This is a genomic window from Bombella mellum (assembly GCF_014048465.1).
Taxonomy (GTDB): domain Bacteria; phylum Pseudomonadota; class Alphaproteobacteria; order Acetobacterales; family Acetobacteraceae; genus Bombella; species Bombella mellum.
In genome coordinates this window covers 83,722-102,406 of sequence record NZ_PDLY01000001.1, presented here as the reverse complement: position 1 = coordinate 102,406, position 18,685 = coordinate 83,722, and the positions used below count along the sequence as shown (strand labels likewise).

The window sequence follows — 18,685 nt, the reverse complement described above, 5'->3', positions numbered from 1 at the left end:
TCACATTCCCCAGGTAAAGTCACTCTTTTGCAGCCATATCGCAACGGGCTGACGCCCACCCTGACGTGAACGGTCCCTTCTGGTCCGTCAGGCCAAATTATGACACAATCCACATCACCAGCAACAGTGATGCCGTGAACCGCATGAAGGTCCAGTCCCTTTTCCCATTCACCATGCCGCATGACGGACCTTCCGCAGGAAAGACAGGCATGGCCGCTCCGGGACGGTCTTTCCTGAAAATGGCCTCATGTCTGGCTGTGTCGGCAGGCCTTCTTGTCATCCACCATCCAGCACGGGCCACCCATCGCCAGCCACAGGACACGGCCCTCATCAAGGCAGCCTCCACCCTCCCCGTCACGGAGAAGGGACTGGCCAGCTGGTACGGCAACAGGAAACTGACAGGCAGACGCACGGCAAGCGGCGAACGGTTCCGCCCGGACGCCATGACCGCCGCCCATCCCTCCCTGCCTCTCGGCACGAAACTGCTGGTCCATGCACCCGCAACGGGCCGTTCCGTCATCGTCCGTGTCAATGACCGTGGCCCCTATGGAAGTGACAGGATCATTGATCTTTCAAAAGGGGCGGCAGCCAGTCTTGGAATCATGGGACATGGCGTCAGCCAGATCACCATAACCGTGCTGCCCCGGAACATGGCCCGCTTCCGTCATGCCTCGGACATACGCAACATCCTTCAGGAAGAAACCCGGCAGGCCCAGACGGTGGCCCAGGACAGTGCGGTCAGGTGACGGCCTGCCCCGGGCACCGGCTCCTTCAGCTCAGCAGTCCACTCCGTCCACGGGGACGCCCATTTCCTTCCGGACCGTCCGGCGGTAGCCACGTTCTTCCAGCTCTGCATTCAGGACAGCCCCGAAGAGCACCACATAGGCACTGACAAACAGCCACATCATGACGGCCGCCACGGCCCCCAGCGGCCCGTAGGTCGTGCCATAGCTGGCAAAATGCGACACGTACCATGAGAACCCGATGGACACCCCGACCCAGAGCAGGGTTGCCAGCAGGGCACCCGGGAGGATCCAACGCCATGTGGTGTGATGCTCCCGGCAGGGCGCAATGCGGTAAAGCACGATCAGGGCCGTGAAGACGAAGCAGAGCATGATGGTCGGGGCCAGCCAGTGCACCAGCACCGGCGTTCCCTGCTCCACCAGAAAGTGCAGCGAGGGCGGGAAATTGTCCATGCTCACGCCCACATAGCTCAGATAGCGTGGCAGGTAATCCACGATGGCCGGAGCCGCCACCATCAGGGCCAGGGTCAGGCAGGCCCCGATCACGGCCATCAGCGTCGTGCCGAAGGCCAGACACTGGAAATGCAGGAAACCCCGTGTCTCCCTGGTGTGATAGACGATGTTCAGGGCGGAAAGGATGGACTTGCTGCTGGCCGTCACCGACCAAAGGGCCACGAGGACGGAGAAGACCAGTCCCAGGGTCAGCGAGGACTGGGGCTGGGTGACAAGGGCATGGACCCGGTCAAAGATCATGTCATAGGCGGCCGATGGCAGGATATGCTTGACGACATGCAGCTGGCCTTCGGCCGTCTGGACATCAAAGGCCAGCCCGTAGACTGAGATCAGGGCCGTCAGGGCCGGGAAAAGTGACAGGGTCGCATAGAAGGCGCACCCGGCAGCACTCAGGGATGTCTGGCTGTCCCCACTGCTGCTCAGCACCTGCCGTACGGTTGCCAGCCAGCCCTGGGGCGGCGGCGGGGGTTCTGTTGGCATCTCGGTATTGTCAGGCACGTAACGCGCTTTTCCTCTCCCTGTTCACCACGCCACTCATGGCGGCGGTGCATGATCATACTTTTTCAAGCTCGGCCTGAATCCGGTTCCAGCGTTCTATGTTGCTCTGGGCATCCCTGACGAAGGCGGATCTTTTCACCCCTCCAAGGAAGATACGCTGCATGAGCCGCCCCAGACCACGGGCAGGCCGCTCAAACTGAATGAACAGAATGCCACGCACCTCGTCGGTGTTGTTCTGCACGGTGTGGCGGTACGTATCGTCAAAGACAAACATCCTGCCCTCATCCCAGTGCAGCGTGCTGTCTGCGACCCGAATCCAGCAATTATCACGATCTTTCGGAACGCCCAAGCCCAGATGTGCGTTCAGCATGCCCTTGGTCACGCCATTATGGGGCGGAATCTCGCCGCCCGGCTCCAGCACGGAAAACAGGGCGGAACAGAGACCGGGAATGCCAGCGACGAGCTGCGCCGTCACCGGTGCCCGGGCGCAGTTCTCCGGCACCCGGATGCCATATCCATAGAGGAAGAAGGATTTCCACCGGGTGTCCGGCGCAATCCGCTCATGGTCAGGTGAAAGATCACGCAGGGGCGGGACGGCCCCACGCTCCGCCATGATGGCCCGGAACTCCGCCTGCATGAGAGGAGCAGCCTTCTCCAGCGCAGCCACCCACGGGAACAGGCTGCTCTCCAGCAGGGGCGTGTTGGGAACCAGGGACCCTCTGGCGATCAGCCCGTTGAACAGGGGGCGCAACGATTTCCCGATCCTTACCAGCAGCGGACGTTTCCTGCCGTCCCGACGAGCCGTTTTCATATGTCCCTCCCTTCCGGAAAACAGATCAGATTTTCATGCGTGAGACCTTCCCTGTTACCAAAAGAACTTCCCGGGCAGGAAGCAGTTCGGGCCGCTCTGACATCCCGGCCCGGCGGACAGCATGGAAACCCGGAACTCCCGGAATGAACGGATTTTTTCAGACCTGTCATTCCGCCCCCGTGCCATTCAGACCCGGCCTCACAGGGAATCACTTTTCCGTGAAAAGGGAAAATCTCCCCTCCGGCCCCGTGCAGTTTCCCCTTGCATTACGGGCCGATCTAAGGCTTTGTCACGCATTCCACGCAGCAACGCACGTGCCACTGGCCCTCATGCGGTTACGCAACGACGTCAAGCGTTCTGGCTTCCGTACGCCCCTTCACAGGGCAGGCGGAACTTCGCCGGTCCGTTCGACCGTTTCGCAACATCCTCCCTGACACAGGACAGGGAAGACTTTCAGGGAACGTGACTCTCATGACCCCAAAAATTGCCCAGTTCCTCGCCGAACAGAAACCCGCCACTCCCTGCCTCGTCGTGGACCTGTCCTGCGTCCGCACGCAGTACCACGCCCTGCACGGGGCCCTGCCCTCCTCCCGCATCCATTATGCCGTCAAGGCCAATCCGGCCCCGGCCATTCTCCGGGAGCTGCACGCCCTCGGTTCCTTCTTTGACATCGCCTCCCCCGGAGAAATCGACATCTGCCTGGAGGCGGGTATCCCGGCACAGAAACTGTCTTTCGGCCATACCGTCAAGAACGTGCGCTCCATCGCCTATGCCCACCAGAAGGGGCTGACGCTCTACGCCTTCGACTGTCTGGAAGAGCTGGAAAAACTGGCCGAACATGCCCCCGGCTGTGAGGTCTTCTGCCGCCTTGGTGTCGTCAACACCGGGGCACAGTGGCCGCTCTCCCGCAAGTTCGGCACGACACCGGAGAGTGCCTTCACCCTGCTGCAGAAGGCCCATGAGCTGGGCCTGAAGCCAGTCGGCCTGTCCTTCCACGTTGGCAGCCAGCAGACCAACACGGAGGCCTATGGCGACGCCATCGCACAGGCCGCCGGAATCTACCACCGTCTCAAGAAGCAGGGCATCACACTGGACTTCATCAACATGGGCGGTGGCTTCCCGACCTATTACAACAGCCCCATCCCCAGCATCGACCAGTTCGGACAGGCCATCACGAAGGCCATGAACACCCATTTCCCTGACACGGCCCCCCGCATCCTGCTGGAACCGGGCCGTTACATGGTCGGCAGTGCCGGGGTGGTGCATACCGAGGTCGTGCTGGCCAGCCGACGGGGCGGCGGAGACGGCGATCCCCGCTGGGTCTATCTGGACATCGGCCGTTTCGGCGGACTGGCGGAAACGGAGGGAGAATCCATCCGCTACACCTTCCAGACTCCCCATGATGAGGAAACCTCCGGCACGTCACCCTGCATTCTTGCCGGGCCGAGCTGCGACAGCATGGATGTCCTCTACGAGAAGAACCTCATCCCCCTGCCCGACGAGATCAAGGCCGGGGACAGGATCAACATTCTGGCCACCGGGGCCTATGTGTCCACCTACTGCTCCACCGGTTTCAACGGCTTCCCGCCGCTGGACGAATATTACATCTGATCCGCCCACACGTCCGGGTCGGACCGTGCCACCAAGGGCACGGTCCGTCTCATGCTCCAGCTGAACCAGCCTCCAGCGTCTGCAACGACACCAGACGGTGATAGAACCCATCCTTCAGGGCCATCAGGCTCTCATGGGTTCCACTCTCGACAATCTGCCCCTGATGGAACACCAGAATCCGGTCCAGGTCCCGCACGGTTGCCAGACGGTGCGCCACGACCAGCACGGTGCGCTTCTCCATCAGGCGGGTCATGGCTTCCTGCACCAGCATTTCTGATTCAGAATCGAGGCTTGCCGTGGCCTCATCGAAAATCACGATCGGTGCATCGACCAGAAACGCCCGGGCAATCGCCACGCGCTGGCGTTCCCCGCCGGACAGCTTGACGCCCCGCTCCCCGACCAGCGTGCCATAGCCTTCAGGCAGACGGGAGATGAAGACGTCCGCGTTGGCAAGGCGGGCTGCCTCCACGATCTCCTCACGGGTGGCATCGGGCCGCCCATAGGCGATGTTCTCCGCCAGTGTCCGATGGAACAGCATGGGCTCCTGCGGCACAAGCGCAATCTGACGCCGCAGGCTCTGCTGGGTGACATGGGCGATGTCCTGCCCGTCAATCAGGATGTTCCCCTCATTCACGTCATACAGACGCTGGAGAAGGCGTGTCAGCGTCGTCTTGCCGGAACCTGACGCCCCGACCAGAGCCACACGGCTCCCCGGCATGATCTTCAGGGACAGGTCCTGATAGATCGGCCTGGCCTGGGACGGATAACGGAACGTCACGCCCAGAAGGTCGATCTCTCCAGCTTTCACCTCCAGTGGCACGGCATCGGGCGCATCCTGAATGGCAGGTTCCATCGAGAACAGACCGACCAGCTCCTCCATTTCGTTGACGGACCGCTGGACCTGGCTCACCTGCTGCCCGAGGTCACGCAGATATCCCTGTATGAGGAACATCATCGTCAGCACGTAGGCCACGTCACCCGGACCGGCCACACCCCGCCACCAGAAAAGCACCGCCAGACCGATCATCACCACACGCATGAGCAGCGTGCAGGATGCCTGAAAGTTGGCACTGTTTGTGCCCCGGTACCAGCTGTAATAGGTTTTCTCCGCCCATGTACGGGCCACGGCATGGAGATGGCCTTCCTCCCGTTCCTCCGCCCCGAAGCTCTTCACGACGGCATTGCAGGTGACGGCATCGCCCAGCACGGCCCCCATGCGGGAATCCCACTCGTTGGAAACCCGGGCCGTGGGAGCCACGTACCGCAGGGCCAGCCAGATGGAAATGAAGGCAAACAGACCGACCATCACCGCCAGAACCAGCCCCATGAGCGGTGCCCGCACCAGCAGCACCAGCGTGGTGCCCAGCAGGACCAGAACCTCGGGGGCGATCAGCAGAAGCAGCGTGTCATCCAGCGTGTCGATCGCCCAGATTCCACGGGTGACACGCCGCACGGTGGAACCTGCAAAATTGTTGGCGTGCCAGTCCGACGAGAAACGCTGCACACGGGCAAACGCATCATCCAGCACCCGGCGCATGACGGCAAGGCTGAGCCGGCTTATCCCCAGATAGGATGACCGCCGCCCCAGCACGCCCACCAGCCCCAGGACCAGAATCCCGCCCACCATCAGCAGTGCGTCATGCAGCAGGACCGCCCGGCCGCTCCCCGCCGAGGAACGGGACACGTCCCCTATCAGGCGGCCTGCCAGCAGGGGGGTGCAGATGTCCGCCACCGTCGCCAGGGCCACGCCGCCCAGCGTCCAGGCCAGCATGACCGGATGTTCCACCCAGCGCACGGCCACGAACCGCAGCACGCTGCCAAAAGAAAGCTTCGTCTTCTGTCCCTGTCCATCCCTGTCATCTGCCACGTTCATCCCTCCATCACTCCCGACAGCCTCTGCCTTCACCTTTACCGGCCAGCTTGAAGAAAACGCCAGCCCGTCCTAGGAACAGGCAAGATTTTCTCTCCCAACTGCCGGACCATCCATTCCTCATGGCCTCTTCCAGCACGCCCCGCACCCGCACGACCAGCACCCAGCCCCGCATGAGCCTGAAAGCCGTCCGGGCCTTCCTGACCGCACTGGACAAGGCCCACCCGGAGGCCCGCAGCGAGCTGATCTACCACAACACGTTCGAGCTGCTCGTCAGCGTCGTGCTTTCGGCGCAGGCAACCGATGTTTCCGTCAACAAGGCCACCCGTGCCCTGTATGAGGAAGCCCCTGACCCCGCCAGCATGGCCGCCCTGGGAGAAGAAGGCATCGCCCGGCATATCCGCACCATAGGACTCTGGCGATCCAAAGCCCACAATGTGGCCCTGCTCTGCCAGCAGCTGCTGGAAAAACATGGTGGCCAGGTCCCCGGCACCCGGGAGGAGCTGGAGGCCCTGCCCGGCGTGGGGCGGAAGACCGCCAATGTGATTCTCAACATCGCCTTCGACCAGCCGACCATGGCTGTAGATACCCATATTTTCCGTCTGGGCAACCGTACCGGCCTCGCCCCCGGCAAGACGGTCCGTGCCGTGGAGGACGAACTGGTCCGCCGCATTCCCGCAGAAATGCTCCGCCCCGCCCACCACTGGCTCATCCTTCATGGCCGCTATGTCTGCAAGGCCCGGACACCGGAATGCTGGCGGTGTCCCGTCACGGAATGGTGCCTCTACCCGGAAAAGAACAAGATACCACCCAGACGCTGAATGGCCATAACGGACGACCTGCAAGGCCTCTTTCACACGAGGGTCTTTATTTTACCATGGAACTCTATAAAAGACCTATCCATTCCTGAAGCCATGATTTAGCCTTGAGATAGACCATGACATCGCCTTTACTGGAAGAGACAGCCATCGTCTTCGGTACGGATGGCCGGGACCTCTGGGCCACACTCTGCGCCATCCAGTCCGTCATGAATCACAATCCCCGGGCAAGGCTGGACTTCCACATCCTCCATACCGGCATCCAGCCCGCCCTCCAGATCATCCTTGGCGGGCTGTTCCAGACGGACCACAGCCAGCTTACATTCCACAACGTCAGCCAGAAGGTCAGTGCCCTGCGCCCGCACACCCACGGACGGTGGCGGACCGAATGCTTCTACCGCTGCTACCTGCCGGTCCTCTTCCGGGACAGCCCCCACATCCTCTGGCTGAACAACGCCCTGCTCGTGACCGGTTCCCTGGCTCCACTGCTGAACCGCTTTCCCCGCACTGTCGGGCTGGGGGCTGTCGCCGACCCCGTGGCCCAGATACTCCGCCAGCATGAGGTGCCCATCCACACCCTGCTGGGGGATGCTCCCGCCACGGAGCTGCCCGACATCACCCTGCCCCATTACACCCGCCACCATCTCTGCCTGGCCCGGCCGGAAGACTACTTCAACAGCAACATGCTCCTGATCCGACCCCGGCTGATCTCCCCCTCACAGATCAACCGCTGCTTCACCCTGGCCACACGCCCCTATCTCTGCCCCGGCACGGACATTCTCAACCAGGTCTTTCACGACCATGTCCACATCCTGCCGGAACGCTGGAACTTCATGACCGGCAAACTGACGGAGAATCTCTGTCTGCACCTTCCTGACCACTGGAAGAAACGCCGGGAACGTGAGCGGATGAAACGCTGCATCATCCAGTTTCCCGAAGGCACGAAACCGTGGGAAGACCCCACGCTTCCCGGTGCCAGCCATTACCAGCGTCTTTCCACGACGTTGGAAAAACGTCTTGGCCGCATCACCCCGCCACTGGTCCGCAGCCTGTGCAGTGCCTGAAAAAACCGGCATCACTCTTCCCTGGCCAGAGGGAAGGGAGACACTGTCCGATACTCCCCATCATCCGTCCAGAGGCGGTGCCCCTGCACCATCCTGTCCGACAGCAGCCTCACCCCCTTCCGCCCTCCCTCATAGACAGCCCAGCTCCCTTCCTGCCGCACGGCAGCAGGCCCCAGCTGCCGGACCGCAGGACACAACGGATGCTGAGGCCCCATCCGGACCTCCAGAACAACATCCCGGCATGACACGCCCTCCACCTCATCCGGCCCCGACGCCCCACGCCACAGGATGACCCGCCCGGCTTTCAGCCTGAGCCGACAGACACCCTCCCTGCATTCTGGCGGTCCGACCGTATCCGCCTGCCAGCCAAAGGCACGTCGCATCTCCTGAAGAAGAGGTCCGCTGCCGGGTCTTCCGTCCACCACCTTCATGGCACCACCCTGCCGGACGGCCAGAACATTGCCCTGCGCCACCAGCAGCATCACGGGGCGGTCGACAGACCAAACAGCCACCATCGCTCCCAGCACCAGCCCCACACCTGCAGCACGCCCCCGGCCACGCCACAGGCATGTCACCGTCAGGCCCAGCATGTACAGCCCCACCACCCATGAAGGAAACGACGGCACAGGCAGTGACGCCAACGGAGCGGCAGCCACATGCCCTGCCAGCCAGCCGATCAGCCCTATTCCCCAGCCCATCACATGCAGCGGGACTGCCGAGAGGCCGAAGGGCATCATCAGCAGGGCGACCATTCCGGCTGGCATCACCCATACCCCCATCAGAGGCACGGCCAGCAGGTTGGCCACGACAAACCACGGCTGAAAGGCCCCGAAATACGCCATGCTGAGCGGCAGCGTCGCCAGACCGGCCAGCAGGGAGGTCATGGCCAGTGTCGCCAGAAAAACGGCTCCACGCCGCCATGCCGCCCGATCCCGCCGCCCATGCCCATCATCGACCTGCGCCCCGTCATGCCCACCCAGCCGGGCCAGCCTGTTCCGCAGGGATTCATACCCGGCGATCAGGACCATCACGGCCGCAAAGGACATCTGGAAGGACACGTCCAGCACCAGAGCGGGCGAGGCCACCTCAAGAGCTAGGCAGACCAGAGCCAGCCCCCGCATGGACACGGCCCGCCGCCCCAGCAGCAGAGCCATAACCCCCAGTCCGGCCAGCCCCAGCGCACGCAGGCCCGGCACATGCAGACCTGTCAGCACCACATAACCCAGGCCGACGCCAAGGGAGACGGTCAGGGCCACCTCACGGCATGGCCAGTGCGCTGACAGGCGTTGGGACAGGCTCAGGCACCGCCGCATCACGGCAAAAGCCATCCCCATGACGAAGCCAAGATGAAGCCCGGCCACGGCCAGCAGATGCGCCAGACCGGACGCCGCATAACGCCGCCTCGTCTCCATGGAGAGCCGTCCCGTCTCACCACACAGCACGGCCGAGGCCACGGCCCCCTCCTGCCCCGGCAGAACACCTGCGATCACACGGGCCACTCCCTGACGCAGACCAGCCAGCCGGACCGCCAGACGGTCAGACAGGCCACCATCATACGGCCTCTCCCCCGGCATGGGCGGCGACAGGGCCAGACCTGCCCCCGCCCGCCCTTCGAACCACGCCCCTCTCTGCCCGTCACGCCCGCCCGGCCAGAAGGGAAGGGCAGGAGACCGCAGGAGGGCACGCAACCTGACACTCTGTCCCACCATCAGCTCTTCCAGCTTTTCCTGCCGACCCGCTCCGGGCCGGAACGTGATCATCACCCGCCGCCGCAGGGGGGTCATGCCCTCCCACCAGGGGGACTCAAACACGGCCCCATCAATCCCGACACGCCATCCCGTGGCCTGCCCCTCATGCTGCGCCGCCAGCGGCTCCAGCACGGCCAGACGCCCCTGCACCCAGACAGATTCCAGCGGCAGCTGCGGCATGGGTGGCTGCCGACGGGCCTGTCCACAGGCCAGCAGAAAGCCAAGCCCCACCGTCAGCAGTCCGCCTCCCGTGCAGTGCCCGAGCATCTGCCAGTCCGCCGCCCGCTCGGTCACCGCCTCCATGCGCCGGGTCCAGACCAGCAGGACCAGCCCCAGACCCACCAGCCCCCCCGCCAGAAGACAGCTCCCCCATGAAGGTTCCTCCGGCAGGGCAAAATACCCCACGATCCCCAGAGCCAGACCGACGGGCAGCCAGCAGGTCCGGCGGCTGCCCTGCCGGGCCAGCCCCTCCGCCACCACCCTGACCACCATCCTGACCATGCCCCGCCCCACCATCGTTCCCGGCGTCCGTCCTCCGTTCCACAAATACCGCAGCTTATGGTAAAGCCCATACCAGACACCCCGGAAGTGGATGGCCCGACCCATCCCGGCATGTTATAAGGCCTGCTCATGAAGATCCGTACCCGTTTTGCTCCCTCGCCCACCGGCCTGCTCCATATCGGCAATGCCCGTGCTGCCCTGTTCAACTACCTCTTCGCCCGTCATCACGGTGGAGAATTTGTCCTGCGCATCGAGGATACAGACCGGGAACGCTCCACCCAGCATGCCGTGGACGTCATCTTTGACGGTCTGAAATGGATGGGGCTGGACTGGGACGGGGAGCCTGTCTTCCAGGCCAGCCGACAGGAGCGTCATGCCGAGGTCGTTGCCCAGCTCATGGAAAAGGGCATGGCCTACCGCTGCTACTGCACGCCCGAAGAGCTGGCCGCCATGCGGGAGAAGGCCCGGGCCGAGAAACGCCCGCCCCGCTATGATGGCACGTGGCGTGACCGTGACCCGTCCGAAGCCCCGGAAGGCGTGCCTTATGCCATCCGCCTCAAGGCCCCGAAAGAGGGTGAGACCATCATCAGGGACCATGTGCAGGGAGAGGTCCGTGTCGCCAATGCGGAAATGGATGACCTCATCCTACTCCGCTCCGACGGGACACCGACCTATCTGCTCGCCGTGGTGGTGGATGACCACGACATGGGCATCACGCACGTCATGCGGGGTGACGACCACCTGACGAACACCTTCCGTCAGGCCATGATCTACCGGGCCATGGGCTGGGACCTGCCAAAATTCGCCCATCTGCCCCTGATTCACGGGCCGGATGGGGCCAAGCTCTCCAAACGTCATGGTGCACAGTCCGTCGTGGACTTCCGTGAGGAAGGCATCCTGCCGGAGGCCCTCTGCAACTATCTGCTGCGCCTCGGCTGGGGGCATGGCGATGCCGAGGTGCTGGACCGTGAGGAACAGATCAGGCTTTTCGACATGGACGGCATCGGCCGGTCTCCCTCCCGGATGGATTACGTCAAGCTCAGCCACCTCAACGGCATCTGGATGCGCCGTGCCGATGACGAGCGGCTGACGGCCCTTGTCATGCAGCGTCTGGAGCGGCGTGATGACCTTGACCATGACGAGACTGTCCGTGCCCGTGTGCTTGCCCTCATGCCGGGGCTGAAGGAACGGGCAAAGACGGTCGTGGAACTTGCCGACAACGCCGCCTTCGCCGGGCTGCGTCTGCCGCTGACCATCACCCCCAAGGCGGAAAAGCATCTGGGCGAAGAAGGCCGGAAGGTTCTCGCCGGGCTGGAGGAAAAACTCGCCGGGCTGGACCCCTTCACGGCGGAAGGGATCAACAGCACGCTGCGGGCCTTCGCTGCCGAGCATGAGCTGAAACTGGGAGCCGTCGCCCAGCCGCTCCGTGCCGCCATGACAGGTACCACGACATCGCCCGGAATCGACCTCACGCTCGCCGCATTGGGCCGGGATGAGGTTCTCGCCCGCATCCGGAGTGTCCTGTCCGCATGAACCCCACGCACCACACGCCCCATCTTCTCGGCATTGAAGGCATGACGGAAAAGGACATCACGCCTTTTCTGGACCTCGCCGAGAGCTATGCCCTGCTCAGCCGTTCCCGCAATGCACCACGGGACGTGCTACAGGGCCGTACCGTCATCAATCTCTTTTTTGAGGACAGCACACGCACGCGCACCAGCTTCGAGCTGGCCGCTAAGCGGCTGGGTGCCGATGTGGTGAACATGACCGTCGCCACAAGCTCGGTCAACAAGGGCGAAACCCTTCTGGACACGGCCTCCACCCTCAACGCCATGCACTGCGACCTGCTGGTGGTCCGCCATGCCCAGAGCGGTGCCCCGGCCCTGCTCTCGCAGAAGGTCGAGGCCAGTGTCGTCAATGCCGGGGACGGGATGCACGAGCACCCCACGCAAGCCCTGCTGGACGGTCTGACCATCCGGCGGCATTTCGGCCGCCTCAGCGGGCTGAAGATCGCCATATGCGGCGACATCGCCCACAGCCGTGTGGCCCGGTCGGACATTCACCTCCTGCGGGCCATGGGCAATGACATCCATCTGGCAGGCCCCCCCACCCTGCTGCCTGGTGCCCTCGGCACGCTGGAAGGCGTCACCCTCCATCATGACATTGATGAGGCCCTGAAGGATGCGGACGTGGCCATGTGCCTCCGTGTCCAGCGGGAGCGCATGGGCAGCGGCCTTGTCCCCAGCGCACGGGAATATTTCTCCCTCTTCGGGCTGGACCGCCGCCGCCTCGCTCTGGCCAGGCCGGGAGCCCTGGTGATGCATCCCGGCCCGATGAACCGGGGTGTGGAAATCGCCTCCGATGTCGCCGACTCGCCACAGAGCGTCATTTCTGAACAGGTCGAGATGGGCGTGGCCGTCCGCATGGCTGTCCTCGACCGTCTTTCCCGCATGAAGAATCCCGCATGAGCAGCATCCTTTTTGAAAATGTCCGGCTGATTGACCCTGCCTCCGGGCGGGATGGCAAAGGGAGCCTGCTGGTCGAGAAGGGACGCATTGCCTCCCTCGACCCCAAGGATGCTCCCAAGGCCGCCCGTATCGTGGATGGCAGAGGGGCCGTCCTCTGCCCCGGCCTCGTGGACATGCGGGCCAGCTTTGGCGAACCCGGGGCTGAATACCGGGAGAGCATTGATTCCGGCATTCAGGCTGCCGTGGCGGGAGGCATCACCTCCCTGGCCCTGCTTCCCGATACCGAGCCTGCCATCGACAACCCGGCCCTCGTCCATTACATCCGCCGCCGTGGGGAAGAGACAGGTCTGGTCTCCATCCATCCCTACGGTGCGCTGACAAAAGGCTGTGCCGGAACGGACATGGCCGAAATCGGCCTGCTGAAAAAGGCCGGGGCCATCGGCTTCACCGATGGTGCCCGGGCCATTGCCGACACCAAGCAGATGCGCAACCTGCTGGCCTATTCCGGCTTTCTGGACACCGTCATTGTCCTCCACCCGGAAGAGCCGTCATTGGCCAAGGGGGGCTGCGCCACGGCCAGCCCGCAGGCCGTGAAGATGGGCCTGCCGCAGATTCCCGCCTGCGCCGAGGCCATGATGGTCGCCCGTGACCTCCGCCTTGCCGAGCTGACCGGCGCACGCATCCATTTCGCCCATGTTTCCACCGGGGAAGCCCTTGGCCTGATCGCCGATGCCAAGAAGCGGGGAATCCGGGTTACCTGCGACACGGCACCGCCCTATTTCGCCATGACGGAAGCGGACATCGGAGACTTCCGCACCTATGCCAAGCTCTCCCCGCCGCTGCGGCTGGAAGCTGACCGGCAGGCCGTTCTGGCAGGGCTGGCAGACGGCACCATTGATGCCATCGCCTCCGATCACAGCCCGGCCGATGCGGACGACAAGCGTCTTCCCTTTGCCCAGGCCCGGGCTGGCGGGACCGGTCTCGTCACCCTGCTGGGCGTCACGCTTCAGGCAGGCCTGCCGCTGCTGGAGGCCCTTCGCCTGCTCACCGTGGCCCCGGCCCGCCTTCTGGGGTTGGAAGCCGGAACTCTGGCTGTCGGTGCCCCGGCAGACCTGTGCCTGTTTGACCCGGAAGAGGAATGGACCGTCACTGCGGGCAGTCTGCCCGGCCGGGCACAGAACACCCCCTTTGATGGCCGGACCCTCAGGGGGCGTGTCCTGCGGACCTTCCGTCAGGGGCGTGAAGTCTTCACTGCCGAAGGTCTTTCCGCATGAGCGGCATCATGACCTGGTCCCTCATGCCTCCTAGCCTGCCCGTCATCGCTCTGGGGGCCTATCTTCTGGGAAGCATCCCCTTCGGTCTCCTGCTCACGGCACTGGCCGGACAGGGCGACATCCGGCGCATCGGTTCCGGCAACATCGGAGCCACCAACGTGCTGCGGACAGGCCGCAAGGGGCTCGCCGCGGCCACCCTGCTTCTGGACGCCCTCAAGGGGCTTCTCGCCGTCCTGCTGGCGGAGGCCCTGTCGCCTCACGAGACAGCCCTGTGCCTCTCCGTGGCGGGCTGTGCCGCCGTCGTGGGGCACTGCTTCCCTGTCTGGCTCAGATTCCGTGGGGGCAAGGGCGTCGCCACCGGTATTGGCGTCTTCTGGGGCATGTGCTGGCCGGTCGGGCTGCTCTGCACCCTGCTCTGGCTGGCCGGTGTCCGCCTGAGCAGGATTTCCTCCGTGGGTGCCCTTCTTGCCTTTCTGGCAGCACCGTTCCTGATGGTGGCCTTTTCCCTGACTCCCATCATGTCGGCCCGTCCGATTGCTGCGGCCTTCATCACCCTGCTGATTCTCCTGCGTCATTACGGCAACATCACCCGCCTCTGTAGCGGGACGGAACCCCGTGTCGGGCAGAGATAAGCCTGCCGCTTTTCCATCGGAGACAGGACTGCCTCCCACGGAGCGGCTGGCCCGTCTCCGGCTGGCCCGCACGAAAGGAATCGGAACCGCCACATTCAGCAGGCTGATGGGCCTCTATGGCACGGCCGAGCAGACCATCGAGGCCCTGCCTGCCCGTGCCCGTCTCTCCGGCCGCCCGGCCCCGGCCATTCCCTCCACGACCCGGATCGAAGACGAAATAGTCTGGCTGGAAAAGCGGGGAGCCTGCCATCTGCTCCGCTCTGACGCCGCCTATCCACACCTACTCACCACCTTGCCCAATGCGCCTGTCCTCCTGTTCGCCCAGGGCAGCACGGACCTCCTTTCAGCACCATCCCTGGCCATTGTCGGTGCCCGCAAGGCCTCCAGCCCAGCCCTGAACCTGACCGAACGCTTCGCCGCCGGTCTGGCAGAAGCAGGACTGACCATCATCTCCGGTCTGGCCCGTGGCATTGATGGAGCCGCCCACCGGGGAGCACTGCCCTTCGGCCGGACCATCGCCGCCCTTCCGGGCGGGCTGGACATCACCTATCCGCCCGAACATGCCGACCTGCAGGCTGCCATAGCCAGGGAGGGCTGCCTCATCACGGAATATCCTCCTGGCATGCCGGCCAATGCCCGTCATTTTCCACGCCGCAATCATCTGATTGCCGGTCTCTCGCGTGGCTGCCTTCTGGTCGAGGCGGCCAGACGGTCCGGCACGCTCATCACGGCCCAACTCGCCGCCACCTTCCAGCGTCTTCTTTTTGCCGTTCCCGGTTTCCCCGAAGACCCACGCTCCAGCGGTGGAAATGACCTGCTGAAACAGAACAGGGCCATTCTGGTCGAACGCTTCCAGGACATTCTCACCGCCCTTGATGACGCCCCCTCACCCGACCGGGCACTGGCCCCATGGGGACGGCCGCCCCCTCTCCAGCCATTCCTTTTCACCTCCATGATGCCCACAGCCAGCGTTCCAAAGCCAGAAAAAGCATCCATCGCCTCAGCACAGGTCAATGTTCAGCCACCACCTGCACCGGTACTGAACGGGCAAAGTCCTGATGAAAAAAATATCCTCTCCCTGCTGGCTCATACCCCCTCCACTGTTGACGAGATTGCATCACGCTGTCAGTTGTCCATCTCAGCAGTTGCGGCAATACTCATCGAGCTGGAAATAAACGGGGCTGTCCAACGCCATGAGGATGGACAGATCACGCTTCCCAGCTGACGGGCATCGGCCATACGCAGCCCTATCGTCAGGACACCAGAGACCGGGAAGAACTCATGGCAGTGAAGAATGTTGTGGTTGTCGAAAGCCCTGCCAAGGCAAAGACCATCAACCGTTATCTCGGCAGCGATTACACCGTCATCGCCTCCTTCGGTCATGTGCGGGACCTTCCCCCCAAGGATGGCAGCGTACGTCCCGACGAGAATTTTGCCATGTCGTGGCAGACCGATGACCGTGGCTCAAAACAGATCGCCACCATTGCCAAGGCCCTGAAGGGGGCCAGCAAACTGATTCTCGCCACCGACCCGGACAGGGAAGGTGAGGCCATCTCATGGCATGTCCGCAGTGCCCTTGAGGAAAAAAAGCTCCTCAAGGATATTGAGGTCGAGCGGGTCACCTTCAACGAGATCACCAAGAACGCCATCGCTGCGGCCATGAAGGCCCCCCGTACGCTGGACCGCCCCCTGATTGATGCCTATCTGGCCCGCCGTGCGCTGGACTATCTGGTCGGTTTCACCCTGTCCCCCGTACTCTGGCGCAAGCTGCCCGGCAGTCGCAGTGCAGGGCGTGTGCAGTCCGTCGCCCTGCGGCTGATCTGCGAACGGGAAGCGGAAATCGAGGTCTTCAAACCCCGGGAATACTGGAGCGTGGAAGGTCTCTTCACGACTCCCGGCAAGGCGGACTTCACCGCAAAGCTGACCCACCTTGAAGGCAACAAACTCGACCAGTTCGCCCTGCCCGATGAGGAGACGGCCCACAGGGCCCGTGATCTGGTCCACTCCTCCGCCCTTAGCGTACGGAAGATCGAACGGAAACGGACGCGCCGCAACCCGGCACCGCCTTTCACCACCTCCACCCTCCAGCAGGAGGCCTCCCGCAAGCTGGGCATGAGTGCACAGACCACCATGCGGACCGCCCAGCAGCTTTATGAAGGCGTGGACCTGAATGGCGAGACGGTCGGCCTCATCACCTACATGCGTACTGATGGCGTCACCATGGCCTCGGAGGCCGTGCAGTCCATCCGCTCCCATATCAGCGCATCCTTTGGAAAGGATTACTGTCCGGACAAGCCACGGTCCTACACCACGAAGGCAAAGAACGCACAGGAAGCCCATGAAGCCATCCGCCCCACCGATGTGTCCCGCACGCCGTCTGCCGTCGCTTCCGTACTCACGGCAGACCAGAAACGTCTCTATGAACTGATCTGGAAACGCTCTGTCGCCTCCCAGATGCAGTCGGCCGAGCTGGACCAGACAGCCGTGACCATCGGCGACGCACGGGACCAGACCCTGCTGCGGGCCACCGGCTCCATCATCGCCTTTGACGGTTTCCTGAAACTCTATATCGAAGGCCATGATGACCGGGAAAAGGGCGGGGATGACGACCAGAACCGTCTTCTCCCCGCCATGAAGGAAGGCGACCAGCTGGGCACGAAGGACGTGACAGCCGAACAGCACTTCACCCAGCCGCCACCCCGCTATTCCGAGGCCTCACTGGTCAAGAAGATGGAAGAAATCGGCATCGGGCGACCTTCCACCTATGCCTCCATCCTCAGCGTCCTGCGGGACCGCAATTATGTGCGCCTCGATGCCCGACGCTTCGTGCCGGAAGACAGGGGACGGCTGGTCACGGCCTTTCTCACCTCCTTCTTCCAGCGTTATGTGGATACGGGCTTCACCGCCTCGCTGGAAACGCAGCTGGATGACATCTCCGACGGACGGGCTGACTGGCATGATGTCATGTCCGCCTTCTGGCAGGACTTCTCCGCAACCGTCGCCCAGACAAAAGACCTGAAGATATCCGACGTCATCGATGCTCTGGATCAGGACCTCGGCAACCATTTCTTCCCCTCCCGTCAGGACGGCAGCGACCCACGCAGCTGCCCCTCCTGCACGGACGGTCGGCTTGGCCTCAAGCTGGGGCGGCACGGGGCCTTCCTCGGCTGTTCCAACTATCCGGAATGTCGTGTCACCCGGCCTCTGACGGTCGATAATGGCGAGGAAACCGCCCTGCCGGACGGCATGCGTCTTCTGGGCCAGGACCCAGCCACTGGAGAGGACGTCACCCTCCGCCGTGGGCCTTACGGCCTATACGTCCAGCGTGGTGAACCGGACCCTGAGGACAAGAAGGCGAAACCGAAGCGGGCCACCATCCCCAAGGACCGTAACGGTGAAACGCTCACCCTTGAGGAGGCCATCGGCCTTCTCTCCCTTCCCCGTGAGGTTGGTCCCCACCCGGAAACGGGCGAGATGATCACGGCTGGCCTTGGCCGTTTCGGCCCCTTCGTCAAGATGGGCAGCATTTACGGCACGCTCAGCAAGGATGACGACGTACTGACCATCGGGTTGAACCGGGCCGTCGATGCTCTGGCAAAAAAGCTGGCCTCCATCCGCACGCTGGGTACGCACCCCAAGGATGGCGAGGCCGTCATGGTCCGCAAGGGACGTTTCGGTCCCTACGTGCAGCATGGCCAGACCATTGCCACCCTCCCCAAAGGGGACTCGATGGATGATGTCACGCTGGAAGAGGCCCTGACCCTGCTGGAGGAAAAAGGAAAGCCACTGAAAGGTGGCCGCAAGACGGCCACAAAAAAGACCACGACCAAAAAAACCACCGCCAGGAAGACGGCCAGCACGACAAAGACCAAGGCAGCCAGTGTGGCAAAAGGAAAGAGCACGGCGAAAAAAACGGCCGGAACGGCAAAAACCTCGAAGAGCAAAAGCCGGAACGTGTCGGAAACACCCGTCAGCGAGGACGACCTTCCTTTCTAACTTTCTTTCTTCTTCCAATGAGGCATAATGTGCTGGGAGTCTGCCCTCATGAGGGCAAGGCTCCGGTCTGTGTGGCGGGCCTGTTCCATCATCATGCCCGGTCCCTGTTCCCAGAAGAGACGATATGACGCTGTTCCG

At 63.4% G+C, this 18,685-nt stretch carries 14 protein-coding genes; 10 read left to right on the top strand and 4 right to left on the bottom strand.

Going from position 1 to position 18,685, the window contains the following annotated elements; genetic code table 11:
* Positions 1–65: 65 nt before the first annotated feature.
* Positions 66–746, top strand: coding sequence for a septal ring lytic transglycosylase RlpA family protein (locus CPA56_RS00515; protein ID WP_326831274.1), 681 nt, complete (start codon positions 66–68; stop codon positions 744–746).
* Between the two features lie 30 nt (positions 747–776).
* On the opposite strand, the gene CPA56_RS00510 is transcribed toward CPA56_RS00515, so the two are convergent.
* A complete protein-coding gene (locus CPA56_RS00510) occupies positions 777–1,754 on the bottom strand; it encodes a YihY/virulence factor BrkB family protein (protein ID WP_326831273.1) in 978 nt (325 codons plus the stop codon).
* Between the two features lie 55 nt (positions 1,755–1,809).
* Positions 1,810–2,565, bottom strand: coding sequence for an aspartyl/asparaginyl beta-hydroxylase domain-containing protein (locus tag CPA56_RS00505; protein ID WP_182040106.1), 756 nt, complete (start codon positions 2,563–2,565; stop codon positions 1,810–1,812).
* 471 nt (positions 2,566–3,036) lie between these two features.
* Here CPA56_RS00505 and CPA56_RS00500 point away from each other — a divergent pair, with 471 nt between their 5' ends.
* The gene (locus tag CPA56_RS00500) at positions 3,037–4,176 is read left to right on the top strand and encodes a type III PLP-dependent enzyme (RefSeq protein ID WP_182040105.1); all 1,140 of its coding nucleotides are present in this window, start codon (positions 3,037–3,039) and stop codon (positions 4,174–4,176) included.
* 49 nt (positions 4,177–4,225) lie between these two features.
* On the opposite strand, the gene CPA56_RS00495 is transcribed toward CPA56_RS00500, so the two are convergent.
* Positions 4,226–6,049 (bottom strand): ABC transporter ATP-binding protein, encoded by a 1,824-nt coding sequence (locus CPA56_RS00495; protein WP_182040104.1) that lies wholly within the window; start codon positions 6,047–6,049, stop codon positions 4,226–4,228.
* Between the two features lie 119 nt (positions 6,050–6,168).
* On the opposite strand from CPA56_RS00495, the gene nth reads away from it, so the two are divergent.
* Together nth and CPA56_RS00485 are read left to right on the top strand one after the other, a co-directional pair.
* Positions 6,169–6,867 carry an endonuclease III gene (gene nth / locus CPA56_RS00490; RefSeq protein ID WP_407645618.1) on the top strand — a complete coding sequence of 233 codons (699 nt, stop codon included), beginning with the start codon at positions 6,169–6,171 and terminating at the stop codon, positions 6,865–6,867.
* 116 nt (positions 6,868–6,983) lie between these two features.
* Complete coding sequence (locus tag CPA56_RS00485) at positions 6,984–7,928, top strand: glycosyltransferase family 8 protein (RefSeq protein WP_182040103.1); 945 nt, start codon at positions 6,984–6,986, stop codon at positions 7,926–7,928.
* Between the two features lie 11 nt (positions 7,929–7,939).
* Here the strand turns inward: CPA56_RS00485 and CPA56_RS00480 are convergent, their stop codons facing one another.
* Positions 7,940–10,282 (bottom strand): ComEC/Rec2 family competence protein, encoded by a 2,343-nt coding sequence (locus CPA56_RS00480; RefSeq protein ID WP_182040102.1) that lies wholly within the window; start codon positions 10,280–10,282, stop codon positions 7,940–7,942.
* 24 nt (positions 10,283–10,306) lie between these two features.
* Between CPA56_RS00480 and gltX the strand changes: the two genes are divergently transcribed.
* Genes gltX through topA form a run of 6 tightly spaced genes read left to right on the top strand, consistent with a single transcriptional unit; the run spans position 10,307 to position 18,547 of the window.
* Entirely contained in the window at positions 10,307–11,710 is a 1,404-nt protein-coding gene (gltX, locus tag CPA56_RS00475) for a glutamate--tRNA ligase (RefSeq protein WP_182040101.1), read from the top strand.
* Positions 11,707–12,645 carry an aspartate carbamoyltransferase catalytic subunit gene (locus CPA56_RS00470; RefSeq protein ID WP_182040100.1) on the top strand — a complete coding sequence of 313 codons (939 nt, stop codon included), beginning with the start codon at positions 11,707–11,709 and terminating at the stop codon, positions 12,643–12,645. Before gltX ends, CPA56_RS00470 begins: the two co-directional genes overlap by 4 nt.
* Positions 12,642–13,919, top strand: a complete 1,278-nt coding sequence (locus CPA56_RS00465; RefSeq protein WP_182040099.1) for a dihydroorotase — start codon at positions 12,642–12,644, stop codon at positions 13,917–13,919. The genes CPA56_RS00470 and CPA56_RS00465 overlap by 4 nt, the downstream gene beginning before the upstream one ends.
* Positions 13,916–14,551, top strand: coding sequence for a glycerol-3-phosphate 1-O-acyltransferase PlsY (gene plsY, locus CPA56_RS00460; protein WP_182040098.1), 636 nt, complete (start codon positions 13,916–13,918; stop codon positions 14,549–14,551). Before CPA56_RS00465 ends, plsY begins: the two co-directional genes overlap by 4 nt.
* Positions 14,535–15,776, top strand: coding sequence for a DNA-processing protein DprA (dprA, locus tag CPA56_RS00455; RefSeq protein ID WP_326831271.1), 1,242 nt, complete (start codon positions 14,535–14,537; stop codon positions 15,774–15,776). Before plsY ends, dprA begins: the two co-directional genes overlap by 17 nt.
* Positions 15,777–15,832: 56 nt before the next feature.
* Entirely contained in the window at positions 15,833–18,547 is a 2,715-nt protein-coding gene (gene topA, locus CPA56_RS00450; RefSeq protein ID WP_195805072.1) for a type I DNA topoisomerase, read from the top strand.
* Positions 18,548–18,685 lie beyond the last annotated feature (138 nt).